This window comes from Erythrobacteraceae bacterium WH01K, from assembly GCA_027941995.1.
Taxonomy (GTDB): domain Bacteria; phylum Pseudomonadota; class Alphaproteobacteria; order Sphingomonadales; family Sphingomonadaceae; genus CAJXSN01.
This window is the reverse complement of sequence record CP115966.1, coordinates 727,921-743,412: the sequence shown is the minus strand read 5'-3', so window position 1 is coordinate 743,412 and position 15,492 is coordinate 727,921. Positions and strand designations below refer to the sequence as shown.

14 protein-coding genes and 1 tRNA gene are annotated in these 15,492 nt (G+C 64.8%); 7 read left to right on the top strand and 8 right to left on the bottom strand.

Annotated features, from left to right (window positions below; translation table 11 throughout):
* Window position 1 precedes the first annotated feature (1 nt).
* Complete coding sequence (locus PF049_03735; GenBank protein WBY17980.1) at window positions 2–901, bottom strand: SDR family oxidoreductase; 900 nt, start codon at window positions 899–901, stop codon at window positions 2–4.
* A gap of 135 nt (window positions 902–1,036) precedes the next feature.
* Here PF049_03735 and putA point away from each other — a divergent pair, with 135 nt between their 5' ends.
* The 5 genes from putA (at window position 1,037) to PF049_03710 (ending at window position 7,531) form a co-directional block, all read left to right on the top strand.
* The gene (putA, locus tag PF049_03730; protein WBY17280.1) at window positions 1,037–4,165 is read left to right on the top strand and encodes a bifunctional proline dehydrogenase/L-glutamate gamma-semialdehyde dehydrogenase PutA; all 3,129 of its coding nucleotides are present in this window, start codon (window positions 1,037–1,039) and stop codon (window positions 4,163–4,165) included.
* Window positions 4,166–4,252: 87 nt separating this feature from the next.
* Window positions 4,253–4,780, top strand: coding sequence for a hypothetical protein (locus PF049_03725; GenBank protein WBY17279.1), 528 nt, complete (start codon window positions 4,253–4,255; stop codon window positions 4,778–4,780).
* A gap of 73 nt (window positions 4,781–4,853) precedes the next feature.
* Window positions 4,854–5,408 (top strand): dCTP deaminase, encoded by a 555-nt coding sequence (gene dcd, locus PF049_03720; GenBank protein ID WBY17278.1) that lies wholly within the window; start codon window positions 4,854–4,856, stop codon window positions 5,406–5,408.
* Between the two features lie 543 nt (window positions 5,409–5,951).
* Complete coding sequence (locus tag PF049_03715) at window positions 5,952–7,136, top strand: saccharopine dehydrogenase NADP-binding domain-containing protein (protein ID WBY17277.1); 1,185 nt, start codon at window positions 5,952–5,954, stop codon at window positions 7,134–7,136.
* A gap of 20 nt (window positions 7,137–7,156) precedes the next feature.
* On the top strand, window positions 7,157–7,531 hold the full coding sequence (locus tag PF049_03710; GenBank protein ID WBY17276.1) for a DoxX family protein: 375 nt from the start codon (window positions 7,157–7,159) through the stop codon (window positions 7,529–7,531).
* 18 nt (window positions 7,532–7,549) lie between these two features.
* On the opposite strand, the gene PF049_03705 is transcribed toward PF049_03710, so the two are convergent.
* Together PF049_03705 and PF049_03700 are read right to left on the bottom strand one after the other, a co-directional pair.
* Entirely contained in the window at window positions 7,550–9,769 is a 2,220-nt protein-coding gene (locus PF049_03705) for a TonB-dependent receptor (GenBank protein ID WBY17275.1), read from the bottom strand.
* A 241-nt stretch (window positions 9,770–10,010) separates the two neighbouring features.
* Window positions 10,011–10,085 (bottom strand) — tRNA-Gly (locus PF049_03700).
* Between the two features lie 257 nt (window positions 10,086–10,342).
* Here PF049_03700 and PF049_03695 point away from each other — a divergent pair.
* Window positions 10,343–11,254, top strand: coding sequence for a tetratricopeptide repeat protein (locus PF049_03695; protein ID WBY17979.1), 912 nt, complete (start codon window positions 10,343–10,345; stop codon window positions 11,252–11,254).
* 14 nt (window positions 11,255–11,268) lie between these two features.
* On the top strand, window positions 11,269–11,874 hold the full coding sequence (locus tag PF049_03690; GenBank protein WBY17274.1) for an LON peptidase substrate-binding domain-containing protein: 606 nt from the start codon (window positions 11,269–11,271) through the stop codon (window positions 11,872–11,874).
* A gap of 8 nt (window positions 11,875–11,882) precedes the next feature.
* Here the strand turns inward: PF049_03690 and PF049_03685 are convergent, their stop codons facing one another.
* The 5 genes from PF049_03685 to argB form a co-directional block, all read right to left on the bottom strand.
* Complete coding sequence (locus PF049_03685) at window positions 11,883–12,506, bottom strand: MarC family protein (protein ID WBY17273.1); 624 nt, start codon at window positions 12,504–12,506, stop codon at window positions 11,883–11,885.
* Between the two features lie 5 nt (window positions 12,507–12,511).
* The gene (locus tag PF049_03680; GenBank protein ID WBY17272.1) at window positions 12,512–13,237 is read right to left on the bottom strand and encodes a hypothetical protein; all 726 of its coding nucleotides are present in this window, start codon (window positions 13,235–13,237) and stop codon (window positions 12,512–12,514) included.
* A gap of 17 nt (window positions 13,238–13,254) precedes the next feature.
* Complete coding sequence (gene folD / locus PF049_03675; protein WBY17271.1) at window positions 13,255–14,148, bottom strand: bifunctional methylenetetrahydrofolate dehydrogenase/methenyltetrahydrofolate cyclohydrolase FolD; 894 nt, start codon at window positions 14,146–14,148, stop codon at window positions 13,255–13,257.
* Window positions 14,145–14,444: a YggT family protein gene (locus tag PF049_03670; protein WBY17270.1), complete on the bottom strand. Its 300-nt coding sequence runs from the start codon at window positions 14,442–14,444 to the stop codon at window positions 14,145–14,147. Before PF049_03670 ends, folD begins: the two co-directional genes overlap by 4 nt.
* Before the next feature lie 92 nt (window positions 14,445–14,536).
* Window positions 14,537–15,463, bottom strand: a complete 927-nt coding sequence (argB, locus tag PF049_03665; protein WBY17269.1) for an acetylglutamate kinase — start codon at window positions 15,461–15,463, stop codon at window positions 14,537–14,539.
* Window positions 15,464–15,492 lie beyond the last annotated feature (29 nt).

Genomic DNA, 15,492 nt, shown 5'->3' with positions numbered 1-15,492 from the left:
GTTACGTCGTTCGCTCCGCCTTGTCCCGTTCGTTCGTCCCCTTGATCAACGCGCGCATCTTCTCCCAGTCCTCGTCGCCCAGGGGCGAGAGCGCCTGGTAGAAGTTTCCGCCATTGGCCTGATAGCCCGCACCGTCGATCGCGATGGTCTGGCCATTCACCCACTCGGCGCCCGGCCCCATCAGGAACACGGCAAGATTGGCCAGTTCATGCATTTCGCCGTGCCGACCCATCGGATTGTGCCGTTCGCTGCGCTCGTCCTGCTTGCCACCGGGGGAAAGGCGCGCGCTCATCCCCTCGGTCGGGAACAGGCCCGGGGCGATGGCATTGAAGCGCAGGCCATAGCGGCCCCATTCGGTCGCAAGGCTCTGCGTCATCGTGTTGATGGCGCTCTTGCTCATGGCGGAGGGAACGGTGAACAGGCCGCCGTTCCATATCCAGGTGGTCAGGATCGACAGGAAGCTGGCGCTGCGCCCCTCCGCAATCAGGCGTTTGCCGATTTCATGGGTGACGTAGAACGTCCCGCGAAAGACGATATCGGAGATCGCGTTGAAGCCGTTGATGGAGAGGTCTTCGGTCCGGCTGACGAAATTTCCGGCCGCGTTGTTCACGACCCCGGTCAGCGCGCCGCCTTCGTCCCAGATTTCATCCACCATGTCCGCGATCGCCTGCGGGTCGCGGATGTCGCAGCCATGGGCCACGACCTTGCCGCCGTGCCGGGCCATCAGGGTCTCTGCCGCCTCCTGGACCTTCCCCTGCCGCCGCCCGCAAATGTGCACGGCCGCGCCCAGCTTGAGAAACGCCTCGGTCATCTCGAGGCCGAGGCCCGTCCCGCCGCCGGTGACGAGGATGCGCATCCCGTCCATCAGCCCGTCGCGGAACATCAGTCTGCTCGTGTCCATCATCGTCTCCCCTGCCGTGACCCCGGGTTTCCCCCGGGGGGTTCGTTGCCACCGGTGAGTGCCCGCAGGGACGAAGCGAGTCCACTATCCTTGATAAGACTCGTCTGCGGGTCCACTTGCGAAGCCATGAACGTTATGTCGCGACTAGCCCCCCTCGATCGCGCGAAGCTTCGCGCAGCCTACCGGATGGAAGAAGGCGCCTGCGTGGCGCAGCGCATGGCGCAGGCCCGGTCCGCCAGCGAACAGCATGAAACGGCCGGCGCCTTTGCCGCGCAGCTGGTCCGCGATGCCCGTGCGCGCAAGGCCAGCGGGCTCGACGCATTCCTTCACCAGTTCGGCCTCGACACGGAAGAAGGCATCGTGCTGATGTGCCTGGCAGAGGCGCTTCTGCGTGTTCCCGACCATGACACGGCGGATGCGCTGATTCGCGACAAGCTGGGCGATATCGACTGGTCCGAACATCTGGGCGAAAGCTCCTCCACCTTCGTCAACGCAGCGACTTTCTCGCTGATGCTGACCGGCGAAGTGCTGGAAAAACCGGAAGAAGCCCAGCGCGGCATGGGCGCGACACTGCGCCGCACGATCGGCCGTGTGGGCGAACCCGTGATCCGCAAGGCGACGCTTCAGGCGATGCGCATCATGGGCGGCCAGTTCGTTTATGGCCGCTCGATCGAGGAAGCCCTGGGCCGGGCGAAGCCGGAGCGGGCAAAGGGCCTGACCCACAGTTTCGACATGCTGGGCGAAGCGGCGATGACCTACCCCGATGCGGAGCGGTACCGCCTGGCCTATGAACGCGCGATCGAACGCCTTGCGCGCGAAGGCGGCGCGGGTGTCGGCGCCAGCCCGGGCATTTCGGTAAAGCTGTCGGCGCTGCATCCGAAATACGATTTCCTCCATGCGGACAAGGCGCGGGCGGAACTGGTCCCGATGGTTCGCGGCCTGGCGGAGAAGGCGCGGGCGGCCAACATCCACTTCACCATCGATGCGGAGGAGGCCGAGCGGCTGGAACTCTCGCTCGACATCATCGAGGAACTGGCGAGCGACGACAGCCTGTTCCGCCTCGACGATGGCGGTCAATGGGAAGGGTTCGGTCTTGCCATCCAGGCCTACCAGAAACGCGCGGCCCCGCTGTGCGACTGGGTCGTCCGCCTGGCCCGCCGGCATGACCGCCGCCTGATGGTGCGGCTGGTAAAGGGCGCCTACTGGGATACCGAGATCAAGCTCAGCCAGGTCGGCGGGTATGACGATTATCCCGTCTTCACCCGCAAGGTGGCGACCGATGTCAGCTATCTCGCCTGCGCGAAGATCCTGATCGAGGGCGGCGATGCGATCTATCCCGCTTTCGCCACGCACAATGCCTATACCATTGCCGCCATCCGCACGATGGCCCGCGACAAGGGTATCGATTTCGAATTCCAGCGCCTGCACGGCATGGGCGAGGAATTGTACGGTGCCCTGGGCAAGGCGGAGGGCAATGAACGCACCCCCGTCCGCATCTATGCGCCCGTGGGCAGTCACAAGGACCTGCTCGCCTATCTCGTGCGGCGCTTGCTGGAGAACGGCGCCAATTCCAGCTTCGTCAACCGCATGGCCGATGCCGACGTGCCGGCGGAAGAACTGGCGGGCGACCCGGTGGCGGAACTCGCCGCGCTGGAGCCGAAGCGCAATCCGGCCATCCCGCTGCCGGCGGACATCTTCCCCGGACGCGTCAACAGTGCAGGCATCGATCTTGCCGATCCGCTGGTGCGCGAACCGTTGATGGAACGGCTGGACGCCCTGGCGGACCGGCACTGGAACGCCTCGCCCACTTTCACCCTGCCCGAAGAGGGCGAAAGCGCACCGATCAACGCGCCGCAGGACCTGAACCAGGAAGTCGGCACGCGCCGCGATTCGACTGAAGCCGAGGTACAGGCTGCGGTCGACCGCGCTCTGCTGGTCCAGCCGGGATGGAACGCGCTGGGCGGGGAACGGCGCGCACTGCTGCTGGAAGCGGCAGCCGACGCGTTCGAGGACCATAGCGACGAATTGCTCAGCCTGTGCCGCCGCGAGGCGGGCAAGTCCCTGCTCGACGGCGTGCTGGAGGTGCGCGAGGCCGTCGATTTCCTGCGCTATTACGCATCAGAGGCGCGGCGCCTGTTTGCAGAACCGCTGGCCCTGCCCGGCCCGACGGGCGAGGAAAACCGCCTCACCATGGCGGGGCGCGGTGTCTTTGCCACCATCAGTCCGTGGAACTTCCCGCTGGCGATCTTCATCGGTCCGGCGGCAGCGGCGCTGGCAGCGGGCAATACCGTAATCGCCAAGCCGGCGGAACAGACACCGCTGATCGCGGCGCTGGCCACCCGGCTGTGTCACGAGGCAGGCATTCCGGAGGAAGTTTTCCAGCTGCTGCCCGGGGCAGGCGATGTCGGCCAGCTCATCACGTCCGATCCGCGCATTGCCGGGGTTGCCTTCACCGGGTCGACCGGAACGGCGCAGGCGATCAACCGCGCGCTCGCCGCGCGGGAAGGTCCCATCGCGACCTTCATCGCAGAGACCGGCGGTCAGAACGCGATGATCGTCGATTCCAGCGCGCTGCCCGAACAGGTGACGCGCGATGTCGTCGCCTCCGCCTTCCAGAGCGCAGGCCAGCGCTGCTCCGCCCTGCGCGTCCTCTACATCCAGGACGACGTCTATGACGAGATGCTGGGCATGATCCGCGGCGCGTTCGAGGCGCTGGAAGTGGGCGACCCGGCCGATCTTGCGACCGATGTCGGCCCGGTCATCGACCCCGATGCCAAGGCCGCGCTGGAACGCCATGTCGCGCGCCGCAAGAAAGCGGGGCGCACCGTCTGGCGGCGCAAGCTGGCGCGCGGCCTGTCGTCGGGCTGTTTCGTGGCCCCGACCATCATCGAGATGGGTTCGATCCTCGACCTCAAGCGCGAGAATTTCGGCCCGGTGCTGCATGTCGTGCGGTTCCGCGGCGGCGAACTGGGCAAGGTGATGGAAGACATCAATGCCACAGGCTTCGGCCTGACGCTGGGGCTGCACAGCCGCATCGAAGGCGTCGCGCGCTTTGTCGAAAGCCGCGCGCGGGTCGGCAATTTCTACGTCAACCGCAACCAGATCGGCGCGGTCGTCGAAAGCCAGCCATTCGGCGGGGAAGGCCTGTCGGGAACCGGACCCAAGGCGGGCGGCCCGCATTACGTCGCCCGCTTCGCAACCGAGCGCGTGGTGACGATCGACACGACGGCCGCGGGCGGCAATGCGAGCCTGCTGAACGGGTAGGCGCTGCCGCCCGGACGGGGCCGGCGCGGGGGGGATGCGAGGGAAATTCAGTTCAGCTTAACGCCGCGACCCGCTATGGACCGCGCCATGCGACATTACGCCAAGCTTTTCCTCGCCCTCCTCGCCTTTGCATGGTCCAATGCAGCCTTCGCGGAAGTGAAGATGCATTTCCATTCGTTCAACGGATCGGTGTTTTTCGGGCGCTATCCCCACACCTTCATCGTGCTGGAAGGCACGCTGGATGAAACGGGCCAGCAGGTGAACGAGAATTACGGCTTCACGGCAAAACGCACGACGCCCGCCATCCTGACCGGCCCGGTCGAACACGATATCCTGATCGAGGAAGAGAAGTATATCGGGTCCACCAACCGCCATTTCACGGTGACCCTGACCGATGCCCAGTACCGCGAGGTGAAGGCGCTGAAGGACAGGTGGAAGAACGCCCCGGGCAAGTATTACGATCTGGACACGCGCAACTGTATTCACTTCGTCGGGGAAATGGCGAAGATTGCCGGACTGAAGGTCGGCTACCCGAAGAAAATGCTGCGCAAGCCCAAGCAATGGCTTAATTATATTGGAACGCTGAACCCTGAACTGGGTGCAAAGCCCCTCTGACGTCGCGCGCCAGGGGCCAAAAAATTCCAAGCGCCAGCTTGCCGCCCCGAGGACGTTGGCGCAGGGTCCGGCCATGGCGATTCTTTCAGACAAGTGGATTCGGGAACGTGCGCGCGCCGACGGCATGATCGAGCCGTTCGAGGAAGCGCAGCGCCGCGACGGCTGCATTTCCTACGGCCTTTCGAGCTATGGCTATGATGCGCGCGTGGCGCCCGAATTCAAGATTTTCACCAATGTCGATTCCAGCGTGGTCGACCCCAAGACGTTCGACCCGAAGAGCTTCGTCGACCGGGAAACCGATGTCTGCATCATCCCTCCCAATTCCTTCGCTCTCGCCCGCACGGTCGAATATTTCCGCATCCCGGAAGACGTACTGGTCATTTGCCTCGGCAAGAGCACCTATGCCCGCTGCGGCATCATCGTGAACGTCACCCCGCTGGAACCGGGCTGGGAAGGCCACGTCACGCTGGAATTTTCCAACACCACGCCTCTGCCGGCCAAGATCTACGCCAATGAAGGTGTGTGCCAGTTCCTGTTCCTGCAGGGGAACGAGAGGCCCGAAGTGACCTATGCCGACAGGGCCGGCAAATACATGGGACAGCGGGGCGTGACCCTGCCCCGGCTGTGAGCGTCGATTGACCGCCCGTGTCCCCTTCTGGCGCGTCGTACCCGGCAGCATGGCCGCGCCCCCGGTCGATCCCCTTGCCGAAGACACCGGCCAGCTCACCGAAGTCGAGAGACGAACGGCCCTATAGGATAGCGAGCAGGGGATCGATGCCGTATGGACCCGGTCCCGAAGCGGTTTTGCAAACGATGCCGGGTGGCTGGCCATCCATTCCGATTTCTTCCTCGGCGCGCACCCGCATTCGCGTGGCGGCTCCAGCCTCGATGCGACCCTTCGCTTCTTCTGCCCTGCTCCCGCCGGCTGGGTCCTGTCGGTCACGCAGCTGGCCGCTTTCGAAAGGGGCACGGTTTCCGGCCAGGCACGGCATTTTGCAGAAGACGGCACCCTGCTCGCCATTTCGAGCCAGACGGGCGTGCTCCCCCGCATCCCCATGGTCATGCCCGACTCGGCCTAGGCCGTACGATGCGGAGCGGGACAGCATTGCCGTAACGGCTTTGACTTGGCCGCGCAGTGTGCGCAGTAAGCGGCGACAAAGGAGAGTTGAGCATGGCCGACAAGAACACCCGCGAATTTGATATTATCGTCTATGGCGCGACCGGATATACCGGACGGCTGGTGGCCGAACATTTCGTGCGCGAATATGACGACAGTGATGCCGCGCCCAAATGGGCGATGGCGGGACGCAGCCTCGACAAGCTGGTATCGGTCCGCGACGAGATCGGCGCGCCTGCCGACACGCCGCTGGTGGTGGCCGATGCGGACGACACGGCCAGCCTCGTCGCCATGTGCGAGCGCACGAAAGTCGTCCTGACCACCGTCGGTCCCTACCAGCTTTACGGCGATGAATTGGTCGCCGCCTGCGTTGCCACCGGGACCGATTACGCCGATCTGTGCGGCGAGCCGGGCTGGATGCGCCAGCAGATCGACAAGCATCACGAAGCGGCCAGGGCCAGCGGCGCCCGCATCTGTTTCTCCAGTGGTTTCGATTCCATCCCCTTCGATCTCGGCGTGCTGATGCTGCAGAAAGAAGCGAAGGCGAAATTCGGCAAGCCCGCCCCGCGCGTCAAAGGCCGCGTGCGCGCCATGCAGGGCACGTTCTCCGGCGGGACGGCCGCCAGCCTGACCGCGACGATGAAGGCCGTGGCCAAGGATGCGAGCCTGCTGAAGATCCTGCAAAGCCCCTTCGGCCTGACGCCCGGGTTCGAAGGGCCGGACCAGCCGAGCGGACTGCTGCCGGAATATGACAAGGAAGCGGGCAAGTGGGCCGCCCCCTTCATCATGGCGACCATCAATACCAAGAACGTCCACCGCACCAATTTCCTGCGCGGCCATCCCTATGGCGAGGACTTCAAATATGACGAGATGATGCTGACCAGCCCGGGCGAAATCGGCGAGAAAGCGGCAAAGGTCGCAGCCGAAATGCTAAAGAATCCGTTCGGTGCGAAACCGCCCAAGCCGGGCGAAGGTCCGACCCCGGAAGAGCGCGAGAACGGGTTCTACGACGTGCTGTTCATCGGCATGATGCCGGATGGCGAGACGATCCGTTACGGCGTGAAGGGCAAGTTCGATCCGGGTTACGGATCCACCAGCCGGATGCTGGGCGAAACCGGCATGGCCCTGCTGGACAGCGACGCACAAGGCGGCGTCGGGACACCGGGCTCCTTCCTCGGTGAAGACCTCGTCGAGCGGCTGGAAGACCACGCCGCCCTGACCTTCGCGGTCGAAGGCTGAGGCCGGGCAGGAGACGCGCCATGATTGCAAAGATTGCTGCCATCGGCGGACGCATCATGCTGGCCATCCTGTTCATCCTTGCTGGGGTGAACAAGCTGCTGAACCTCGACACGACGCAGGCGTATATCGAGGGGGTCAGTGTCCTGCCGTCCTTCCTCGCGCTGCCTGCCGCCCTGTTCGAGATATTCGGAGGGATGGCCCTCGCCGTGGGCCTGTGGCCGCGCATTGTCGCACCGGCCATGGCAGTCTTTACCCTGCTTACGATCGTGTTCTTCCACTACGACACGTCGAGCACGCAGGAAATGGCGCTGGCCATGAAGAACCTCGCCATTGCAGGCGGGCTCTTCATGGTCTTCGCCCATGCCGAGGCGACCCGCACGGTCGCCGCCGGCTAGGCGTCGCTCGCCGGTTCTTCAGAAGCTGGCGAGCAGGCTGACGCGGAAATTGCGGCCTGCCAGCGGAACGAAGTCCTTCGTGAAGCTGGCATGGCGGCGGCCCTCCACGTCGAAGATGTTCTTCGCCTGCAGCATCAGGCGCACCGTGTCGTCGCCCGGAAGCGGCTGGAAGCCGAGCGAGGCGTTGACGAAGGTGAAGCCGTCGGTCGGCGTCTCGAACGAGGCGACATCGTCCTGCTCGTCGAACCACTGGACTTCGACCCGCGCATCGAATTGCTGCGATCGGGCTTCCACGGCGCCCAGCAGGCTGAGCGGCGGGATACGCGGCACATTCGAACCATCGTCCAGTTCGGCGCGGATATATTCGCCGCGTAGGTCGCCATACAGGGCAAAGGCGCCGAGATCGGCCAGCGGGAAATCCACCGACCCTTCGATGCCGAAATAGTCGGCGTCCTGCTGCAGGTAGACGAAGACCGGCAGGTCGTCCTCTTCCGCGCCCGTATCCGACAGGTAGACGTAATCGTCGAACCAGTTCTGGAACACGGAGAAGGTGACGTTCGCCGCGCCCAGACGGCCGCGCACGAAGCCTTCGACCCCGATGGAGGTTTCCGCCTCCAGGTCCGGGTCGCCGATCTCGAAGGCCTGCGTGGCGATGTGGGGACCGTTGGAGAAGAGTTCTTCCGCACTCGGCGCACGGGCTGCGCGCGAAACGGTCACGCCGAAGCGCAGCGGCTCGAGCGCCGGCGTTTCGTAAATGGCCGAAAGCGCACCCGAGACGGTGTCGTAGTCGCGCTCCAGGTTCAGTGTGCGGGACGATACGTCCGTCATCTCGTAACGGGCTGCCGCTTCCAGCTGGATCTGTCCCAGCGTCAGTTCCTGCAGGCCGAAAACGGCGAACTGGTCGGTCCGGTTCGGAGCCACATAGGCTTCTGCGCCGACAGCTTCGAAATCCCGGAAATAATACTGCAGGCCGAAGGAGCCGCCATATCCGCCGCGGCGGTTCTGCGCGAGCACCATCCGCGCCTCGATCGCTTCGGTGTCGAAGGTCGTGCCGACCTCGTCGCCCTCGAACTCGATATGGCTGTAATCGGAATAGCCGGCGCGCGTGATCATGCGGCCGAAGAAGCCGTCGCCGAGATCGAGCTCGCCGCGCAGGTCGGCGCGGAACTGCTGCAGATCGATGGTGACGATCTCTGCTTCTTCCTCGCCGCCCGGCTCGTCGCCATGATCTTCGTCATGGTCCTCGTCATGATCGTGATCCTCGTCGCCGTGCTCTTCCTCGCCGTGATGGTGACCCGCGCCCGGACGGCCGGGGACACCGTAATTCGTGTCGTAATAGCCCAGCGAGAAACCGAGGCTGCTGTCGCCCTGGAAGATCGTCAGGCCGCCATTCGTGCTCCAGGTCTCGCTGCCGCTATTCGGCACGAAGCCGCGCTGCTCCGCAGCCTCGCGCAGCTCTTCGGCTTCCTCTAATTCGCCTTCCTCTTCCTCTTCGGCCGCTTCCGCCAGGATTTCGGCGCGCAGTCCGTCGGCCACCGTGAAGCCCGGCACCTCGACGTCGTCGCTGTTGCGGTACGAACCGCTGGTGTGCAGCACGACATTCGGGCCGAGCGGCAGGTCGAGCGAGGCGCCCCCGCCCCACAGATTGCGAGCCGTGTCGACCTCTGCCAGTGCGTCAAAGTGGAAATCCTCTGCAACGCGTCGGCGGGGGATGCGCTTGTCGATCACGTTGACCGCGCCGCCAATGGCCTGGCTGCCGTAAAGAAGCACGGCAGGCCCGCGCAGGACCTCGATGCTCTCGGCCGTCAGCGGATCGATCGATACCGCGTGGTCGTCGGACGTGTTCGATACGTCGAGCGCTGCGAGTCCGTCGACGAGGACCTTCACACGCTCGCCGGAGAACCCGCGTATGACCGGACGCGACGCGCCGGGAGAGAAGCTGGTGGCCGAAACACCCGGCAGGTCCGCCAGCACTTCGCCAAGCTGTCCGTCGAGGTTTCGCTGCAGGTCGATGCCCTCGACCACATTCGTGCCCGCCAGCACATCCAGCTGGGTCAGACCTTCGACGGTGACGATGATCTCGCCGTCCGGGCCGATATTCCTGTTGTGCAGGTCGTCATCCGCATCTTCCTGCGCAGGGGTCGCAGGCGTACCCGCAGCCTGTGCGAATGCGGGCACAGAACCAAAGGCCAGCGCGGCCATGGAAACGGTATGTAAGGCAATACGGGATCGACGCATGGAGGGAGAAAGCTCTCGGATCTGAATGATACGTGGTAACATTTCCTGAAGCACATGAGGAGCGCGCTTGCAACCGCGGTGTTCGCACACGCGTCATCCTGCTCGACGAAGGTTGGACGCGCGCAGCCGAACGTCATGGCGCGCAGATCCATGCGGTCGGCGGCGTCCCATCGACGAAGCACGCCAAACGGCGCACTGCCGCAATGCGGCAGACGTCAGGTCACTGGTTCTGGGAAGAAAATGGAGCGGGCGAGGCGATTCGAACGCCCGACCCCAACCTTGGCAAGGTTGTGCTCTACCCCTGAGCTACGCCCGCTCACTAGACGCTCCCCGATGACGTTCCGTTCGGCCCGTATCGGTGGGGAAGCGCGCGGTTAGCAGGGGCTTTTGTGCCCGGCAAGCCCTAATTGCATGAAATGCCGATTTGCGGTCCCCGCACGGGCGGACCCGCCCGATTCAATTCGCGACCACCCCTTCACATCGCGCCGCAATGGTCCACATAGGACCTACGCAAAGCCCCCCTCGCGGGTGGCACGATACTGGATTCGATCAGGGGAATACGCCGTGGCCAGCATGGGTCTCAATCTCGACGAGCAAAAGGCGGTGGACCGCTTCCGCACACAGGTGGTGGAACCGTCCATGACCAAGCTCGTGATTCTCGATTTCTGGGCTGAGTGGTGCGGGCCGTGCAAGGCGCTGACCCCGACGCTGGAGAAAGTCGCCGCGGAATATGCCGACAAGGGCGTGATCCTGGAGAAGGTCAATGTCGATGAAGAACAGTTCATCGCCAGCCAGTTCCAGGTGAAATCGATCCCCACCGTCTATGCGATGTTCCAGGGCCAGCCGGTCGCGGACCTCACCCCGACCCGCACGGAAAGCCAACTGAAGGAAGCGCTCGACCAGATCCTGGCGCAGATCCCCATCGGCGATGCAGGCGCCGGCGGCGGTCAGCAGCAGCCGGACATCGAGCAGTTCATCACCATGGGCGAACAGGTTCTCGCCGAAGGCGATGCCGAACGCGCGGCAGGTGTTTTCTCTCAGGTTGCGGAAATGGCGCCGACCAGTGCGGCGGCCCATGCCGGGCTCATCCGCGCGCTTGTCGCGGGCGGGAAGGCCGATGCTGCGCAGGCGCATCTTGCTTCGCTGCCCGAAGAGGTTGCGAACGATCCGCTGGTCCAGCAGGCGAAAAGCGCGCTGGAACTGGCCGGAACGCAGATCGACGACGGCGAGCTTGCCACGCTCCGCGCCACTGCTGCAGAAAAGCCGGCCGATATGGATGCGCAATTCGCATTCGCCGAAGCCGCCTATGCCGCCGGTCAGCGCGACGATGCCGCCGATACCCTGCTGGCCATGGTCGAAAGCGACCGCGAATGGAACGAGGGTGCGGCCCGCACGAAGCTGCTGCAGATTTTCGAGGCGGTCGGCCTTGAGGACGAATGGGTCGTCTCGACGCGGCGACGCCTGTCCAAGATCCTGTTCGGATAAGCGGGCCCCTGCTTTTGCGCCTCTCCATCTTCCCCCTGCCCGGTGCGATCCTGTTTCCGGGGCTGCAATTGCCCCTCCACATCTTCGAGCCGCGCTACCGCGCCCTGATCGGCGATGCGCTGGCGCGCGACCGGCGCATCGGAATGATCCAGCCGCAGGAGCCGCGCGAGGGCGCCCCGCTCTACAAGGTAGGCTGCATCGGGAAGATCGAGGAGATCGAAGCGCTGGATGACGGTCGTTACAACCTCATCCTGACCGGCGAGACCCGGTTCCGCCTGATCGAGGAACGCGAAGTCGAAACCGCCTTTCGCCAGGTGGAGGCAGAACCCATCGCCGATGACGGCGACGAAGTCCTTGCCACGGTAGAGCGTGCGGGCTTCGAACGGGAAGCGCGGCGGTTTGCCGATGCGCAGGGCTACAAGGTCGACTGGGACAATATGGAGCGGCTGGACGACCAGTCGCTCATCAACGGGGTGTCGCAGATCGCGCCCTTCGATCCGGCTTCCAAACAGGCCCTGCTGGAAGCGCCCGACCTGGCAGCGCGCTGCGAGTTGCTGATCCAGCTGATGTATTTCTACGGCCGCACCGATGGCGAGGACGACAAGGTTACCTTGCAATAAGGCGGGGCTCAGATCCCGAAACTGCCCCTGATACCGTCGATCACATATTGCGCGGCAAGTGCCGCCAGCAGTACGCCGAGAAGCCGCGTGATCGCAGCTTCCACCTTGTCGCCCAGCAGCCGCATCAGCGGACCCGCCGCGATCAGCGCACCCAGCGTCAGCACCAGCACCGTTACCAAAGCGCCCAAGACGACCATCGTGCCGGTCAGTCCGTCCGCCTCGTTCGTCAGCAGCATGATGGCGGCAATCGCGCCCGGCCCGGCCAGCATCGGCATCGCCATGGGGAAGACCGAGACATCCTCCACCTCGGGCGTTGCGCGCACGCGGTCGGCACGTTCCTCGCGCCGCTGCGTGCGTTTCTCGAACACCATCTCGAAGGCGATCCAGAACAGCATCAGCCCGCCTGCAATGCGGAAACTGTCGAGTTCGATATGCAGTGCGCCCAGCAATTCCTCGCCAAAGGCTGCAAAGCCGACGAGGATCGCCGCGGCAATCAGCACGGCGCGGGTCGCCATGATCCGCCGCGCGCGGGCATCGGCGGCATGGGTCAGCCCGGCATAGATCGGCGCGCAGCCGGGCGGATCGATGACCACGAACAGGGTCACGAATGCGGAGATGAAGAGATCGACCATCCCGCCTAGCACCTTTCATCCGTCGGCACGGCAAGCTCCAGCGCCTGCATCCACTGCGCATTTTCGAGGTACCATGCGGTCTGCGTGCGCCGCCCGTCCGCCTCGTCGCAATAGGTTCGCAGCGTATAGTCGGCCGAAGTCATGGCGCCTTTCCTGCTCGCCCTAGATTGCATTGCAGGATCAAGCACCGGTCCCTCGGTCGATGGAATGCATTCCGACACGATCCCTTCGACGGTCGGCGTTCCCTCGACGACGATTGCGCCGTCGTCGGGATCGACATCACGCGCTGCGACCAGCCTGCGCTCGACTGCCGCATCGCGCATCATGTCGTGCGCGATCCAGCGATAGCTGCGGTCGGTCTGCCATTGCCATGTGGTGACGTAGGTTCCCGCCTCGCCCTGCGGCGTCTCGAACTGGCCGCGCGTGATGGCCAGTGTTCCGTCGCAGCTGATCCAGACCGTCTTGGTATCGTAGACGCTTGCCAGCGCCATGCTCGGCTCGCTTGCACCGATGGCCGCGAAGTCCCGCCGTGCGTCCGCAGCGCCGTCCTTGCGAACAGAGCGGGCGAATGCCATTTCCGCCGCGACCACCACGCTCGGCTGGGCCTTGCCCGGGGCATTGTTCAGCATCCGGTCGATGCGCTGTATCTCGGCCTTGCCCGGCCGCGGCGGGCCGGAAGCGCAGCCGGCGAGCGTGGCGATAGCGACAGCTAGGATTGCGAATCCGCGCATGACAGAGCCCGGCCCGGTCAGAGACCGCCGGGCGCCTCCATCCCTTCGCGCCGATGGGCGGCAACGACGGTATTCCTCAGCAGGACCGCAATTGTCATCGGGCCGACCCCGCCCGGCACGGGAGTGATCGCCCCGGCCTTCTGCGAGGCCCCGGCGAAATCCACGTCGCCGACAAGGCGCCCCATTTCCGCGCCCGGTTCGGGCGCCAGCCGGTTGATGCCGACATCGATTACCGTCGCGCCTTCCTTCAGCCATTCGGCCTTGACCATCTCTGCGCGGCCGACCGCTGCCACGACAATATCGGCGCGGCCGACGACCTCCGGCAGGTTCTTCGTGTGGCTGTGCGCAATCGTGACGGTTGCATTCGCATCCAGCAGCAATTGCGCCATCGGCTTGCCCACCAGGATGGATCGCCCGATGACGACCGCGTCCATGCCCGACAGGTCGCCCAGTTGGTCCTTCAGCAGCATCAGGCTGCCGAGCGGGGTGCACGGGACCAGCCCTGCCTGCCCCAGGACCAGCTGACCGGTGCTGACCGGGGTCAGTCCGTCCACATCCTTTGCCGGAGAAATCCGGTCGACCACCGCCTGTTCGTCGAGATGTTTCGGCAGGGGCAACTGGACCAGGATACCGTCCACGGCCGGATCGGCGTTCAGTTCGTCGACCTTCGCCAGCAGCAACTCCTGCGAGGTGCTTTCCGGCATCCGGTGCTCGAAGCTTTCCATGCCTGCAGCGATGGTCGCCTTGCCCTTGGACCGGACATAGACCTGGCTGGCCGGATCCTCGCCCACCAGCACCACGGCGAGGCCTGCCTTGCGTCCCGCCTTCTCCTCGAACTCGGCCGCGACCTTCGCCACCCGCTCGCGCAGCCCGGCCGCGAAAGCCTTCCCGTCGATGATCCGCGCGGTCATACGACGGACCGCGCAACGCCGGTTAGGACGATCATCAGGACCTGCAGCAGGATGATCAGCACCAGGGGCGAGAAATCGATCGAACCCGCGCTGGGTATCAGGCGGCGGATCGGCGCCAGGATCGGCTCCAGCAGGGCGTTGATGGACCGATAGACCGAGGCCATGAACTCGTTCGACTGGTTGATGACGTTGAAGGCGAACAGCAGCCCGATGACGAACTGGATGATGACCAGCGTGATGAGCGCCGTGGTCAACAGGTCGACGATCTGGATCAGGGTGAACAGGAGGTTGGACATGGTCGCCTTTCAGGCCGGGAGGAGTAGCGCCGATCTAGCGTCGGCGCACAGGTGTATCAACAAACTAATACGCATGGACGGCGGCGCAAGGCTCAATCGCCGGTATCCCCGCCGGGTGCCGCAAGGCTGATGAGCGTACCGGCCCCGCGCGAGGTGAAGAATTCCAGCAGCATGGCGTGCGGAACCCGCCCGTCTAGGACGACCGCCGCCTCGCACCCGGCCTCGACCGCGGCGGTGCAGGTTTCCAGCTTCGGTATCATCCCGCCGGAAATCGTGCCGTCCTGCCGCAGCGGGGCGATACTTTCCGGCGTCAGGTCGGTCATGAGCGTCCCTTCCTTGTCCAGCACGCCCGGCACGTCGGTCAGCAGCAGCAGGCGCGCCGCACCCAGGGCAGAGGCAATCGCACCAGCCATCGTATCGGCGTTGATGTTGTAGGTTTCCCCGTCCTCGCCCCGTCCGATCGGCGCAACGATCGGGATCATGCCCGCCGCACTCGCCGTCTGGAGGATGGTGGTGTCGACATGGGTCGGTTCGCCTACGAAGCCCAGGTCCAGCACCCGCTCGATCTGGCTATCGGGATCTCTGGTCGTCCGTTCCAGCTTGGTCGCGGTGACGAGACCGCCATCCTTGCCCGAAATGCCCATCGCCTTGCCGCCGGCAGCCGCGATCCAGCTGACGAGCTGTTTGTTGATAGCGCCCGACAACACCATTTCGGCGACCTCCGCCGTTGCCTGGTCGGTTACGCGAAGGCCGTCGACAAAGGTGCTTTCCACCCCCAGCCGTTTCAGCATGTCACCGATCTGCGGACCGCCGCCATGCACGACCACCGGGTTGATGCCGACTGCCTTCAGCAGGACGATGTCCTCGGCAAATTCACGGGCGGCCTTCGCATCGCCCATGGCATGGCCGCCATATTTCACCACGAAGGTACGCCCGGCATAACGCTGGAAATAGGGCAGGGCCTCGATGAGGACCTGTGTCTTGGCCAGCGTTCCGGGCGATGCGCTCTTGTCGGTCATGCGCCGCGCCTAGCGCAAGCGCAGCCGAC